This window comes from Methylobacterium sp. P3_A11 (genome assembly GCF_056403155.1).
In genome coordinates this window covers 1-3717 of record NZ_JBFUGA010000207.1, presented here as the reverse complement: position 1 = coordinate 3717, position 3717 = coordinate 1, and the positions used below count along the sequence as shown (strand labels likewise).

Here is a 3717-nt window from a genome sequence, read left to right as displayed (position 1 = left end):
GTGCAGGGCCTCTGAGATCTGCGTCAAGCTCAAGCCGGTGTCGACCAGCAGCCGCTGTGCCACCCGTAACTGCGTTTCATCGGCGAGCTGCTTGAAGCTCGTGCCCTCCGCCCGCAACCGGCGGGCCATGGTGCGGCGGTTCGTCATTTTCTGGTGCGCCACCCGGTCAGCCGTGCAGCGCTGCCGTGTGATAGCGGTCTGAAGGTAGCAGCGCAGCTCGTCCGTCAACGTGTAGGGCTGATCGACCCCGGTTTGGCGGATCCGCTCCTCGAGGTCTCGGCGGGCAACCGGATCCGCGCCCGCGATCGGCTGCTCCAGGAGTTCGGCCGGGAACACCAGGGCAGCCACCTCCTCGTCAAACCGGAGCGGCGCGCGGAAGAAGACGCTGTAGGGCCGCCTGTCTCGCGGGGCGGAGCGCGGCAGCAATACCTCAAAAGGAGTCCAGCCGGACCCGCACAGCCCCCGCAGCACGTTGGTCATCGTGGCGAGCGCGCGCTCGGAATGGGGGGCCGCTACCTCGGGCCTCGGATCGTAGGGTGAGTGGCTGAGGACCGACACGCCGTGGCAAGTGCCGAGCCCGACCACCGCGCCCCAGTTCCGCTTGCCCACTTGCTCTTCGAGCGCTCGCAGGGCGTCCCCGACCGTGTCCGAGTTGCGCATCAGCAGTCCGATCGGCCCGAGCGAGGCCAGGGTGTTCCGCTGACCGACGAGGAGGCCGAGATGGCGACAGCCGGTGCGCTCGGCTCCGAGGGCAATCAGGCGGCCGAACGCGGCGTAGGAGACAAGGGGGTTACCGCCGTCGAAGAGAGCCGGATCGAGACCGATCTCGGCCACAAGGGCGTCGGCATTTGCGCCGAATTCGACGAGGACAGCGTAGAGCGCTCGTGCGACCTCGGGATGGATGAAACCGACAGGCTGCGTTTCAGGCCAGCGGGAAGTTCCGGCTGCGGGGGACGGATCCGAGCGGCCGTTCGTGTGTGGCGCGATAGGGTATGCCATGGCGTGGGTCCCCTTGATTCCGGATCCGCTTGATCCCGATAACCTAGGTTATTCCTGCGACCATGGTTGATCCGTCCTCTTCGATCAAGTTTTGTATTTAGAAACGCATTGACATAAATCTGCTGTCGTTACTTTTTCAAAATCGGATTGCGCAATATCCTTCATTTAATATTGTATTCGAGGCACGCCGCCCATCCAGATGACCCAAACCTCCCGCGGAATCGCTTAAATGCGAGCTTCTCTTTCGGCTCGTTCGATGACGGAGGGCGGCGCCTTTTTATCGTTCAGCGGCTCGACTCAGTAGTGCCGGTCCATTCTCCGGTGGTGCCGATAGTCCCGTCGGTCCATTCTCCGGTCGTGGCGCGCCATCCGACGGTCGTGCCGACGCATCATTCCCATGGTCTGCACCTTAATTATTGGCCCGTCCGCGATCCCGAACGCGCCAATCGCTGACTGAGAACCCATCAGCGGGGCCGCACTTGCTCCGCCACTCAGTCCGRGCGCAAGAGCTGCAGCGATGGACAGCCCCGCAAGTCCCAGCTTCGGCATCGTCATCTCCTGACTTTGTCACAGGCCCGAGAACAGGCTCTGCCGTTACCTTCTAGCTGTAATGACGAGCGGTGCTTGATCGGACGAGACACGGCTATCGGACGCGCAGTGGCAGATGGCCATTCGTAGCGGACGTGCAGGTGGCCGGCACGAAGCGCGTCATTTGCAACCTGACATCGCCGAGAGCCACTTGCGTGTGAGGGCGCGTGCGGTGAAACGATCGACCGGGGGTTCCATCGATGCGACCGGCTACTTGCAGGATCGGTCGGAAATTTGGCAAGCTTTAATCGCTCTGGCCATCAACGTTCACACGACGGTCGACCTGGCGTCAGCAGCGAACATCTTGCAGGACCGATTGCGGGACTCGATCAATATCTCGACGTAGAGCCCGCACGCTGATGTTTGACGGAAGGTCAAGCGGACAGACTGCGGGCCGCCCCGTATCGCTTCACCTGGAATTGGTGCTGCGGATGGCGACATTGATGCGCCTGCCCTCGCGGTGCCAGAGCCAGGCCGTCCCTGATAGCCGGTGGCCAGCGATCAGGACGGATACCGGGATACCCGGAATCTTCTCCTGCTAATAACCATCGCCACTGGGGGTTAGCGATTCACGTACAGCCCATGCCCTACCAGCACGGCGCGGAATAACTCTCACCAACCTCTTTCCTTTAGGGGGCAAGGAACGGTGCCCTGTAGACCGTCGGCAAGCGTCCTGCACCTACCGCTGCCGCTGACACACTGGGCAGGAAGGGCATGCCCTGACGGTCAGTCGGAACGGAGGCCATCCATAAGGACAAGCGGTCTCAATTGCGCGGCTGGCCGTTGGCAGGGCCGCCGGCATGAGAGCCAGAATAGCCGTAGGCCGGCGGCTTCAACGGCCGTACCACTGGCTGCACCGCGACGCCACTATTCAGATCATTGGCAGGGCCGCCGGCATGAGAGCCAGAATTGCCGTAGGCCGGCGGCTTTACTGGCCGTACCACTGGTTGCACCGCGCCGCCTCTATTCAGATCATCGGCAGGTCCGCCAGCGTGGGGACCCGAGTAGCGGTAAGCTGGTGATGTGGTCTGAGCCATCGCGCTCGGCAGACCGCAGACGAGTATCAAGGCGGCAACATCGAGTGGAAGATTTATCCTCATAGCAATCTCCAATGAGCGTCGCTCGTTTTTGGGTTCCGGCGCGTCCTGAGCCGCGTTCTGAGCCCAAGAAGCGGGCTCTAACCGTCAGCACGGCGAGGGCATACTTCGACGACCACTTCGGTCACGGCACGCGGCAGCATACAGAGGTTGGACAAGTCAGCTTGATTGGCTGGGACAGTGGCCCTGCATATCGGGATGGATTTCGGCGTCCCTACAATAAAGCAGTCATGACGCTCATGAGACAGGGGCGATCTCAACCGGATACATATATATGTATATTCAAAATTGATCGGAATCATCCCTCAGATTTCGTCCGAGATATCGGGATAATCGGTCGAGGCGTCTGACGAGAAACATGACGGCTGCCGCGTAGAGGAAGGTGTTGGCGGAAGCGTCGATTGCGGCTAATCTAGTCAAAGAGCCGTAGAAAATCGCGTCCAAGACCACCAGCGGTGTCCAGACCAGAGGCCGACCACATTGAGCCCTGCACAGGTGCAGGAGGAGTCCTCACGCGCTCCCGTATTGCCGAGCGGTGTACCGCCTCATACGGGAGCGGAGGTGGGCAACGGTGTGGGAGCTGTTGCCGCTCCCACAACAGAGCCGGACAAGACCTAGCCATCGCCTTCCGACCTCGCAACGCGGATTAGGGCGTGTCATCGCTTGAGCCAGTCGAGGGCTGCGGCGAGGGACAGGACACCCATGAAGCTTGTGGCGGTTTTCTCGTAGCGGGTTGCGATGGCACGCCATTCCTTGAGCCTCGCCCAGAGGCGCTCGACCTGATTGCGATTGTTGTAGATCCAGTCCGGGCAGGCGACTGGGGTCTCGTGGCGCTGAGGCGGGATCGCGGGGCGCGCACCCATGTTCCAGATGTGCTCGCGGAAGGCGTGACTGGTGTAGCCGCGGTCTCCGACGACCCACTTGGGCACGCCTGGCAGTTGGTCGAGCAATGGAACCGCATGGGGCAGTTCGTGCGCCTGTCCCGATGCCAGCCGGAAGGCGATGGCGCGGCCCTGCCCGTCGGCGATCACGC

3 protein-coding genes are annotated in these 3717 nt (G+C 62.1%); 1 reads left to right on the top strand and 2 read right to left on the bottom strand.

What is annotated here, in order from left to right; translation table 11 throughout:
- A partial coding sequence (locus AC1DXK_RS30480) for an AraC family transcriptional regulator (RefSeq protein WP_477299669.1) occupies nt 1-999 on the bottom strand: 999 nt, incomplete at its 3' end.
- A 664-nt stretch (nt 1000-1663) separates the two neighbouring features.
- On the opposite strand from AC1DXK_RS30480, the gene AC1DXK_RS30475 reads away from it, so the two are divergent.
- On the top strand, nt 1664-1933 hold the full coding sequence (locus AC1DXK_RS30475; RefSeq protein ID WP_456685253.1) for a hypothetical protein: 270 nt from the start codon (nt 1664-1666) through the stop codon (nt 1931-1933).
- Nucleotides 1934-3340: 1407 nt separating this feature from the next.
- Here the strand turns inward: AC1DXK_RS30475 and AC1DXK_RS30470 are convergent.
- The coding region (locus tag AC1DXK_RS30470; protein ID WP_477299668.1) for an IS5 family transposase at nt 3341-3717 on the bottom strand (377 nt) is incomplete at its 5' end.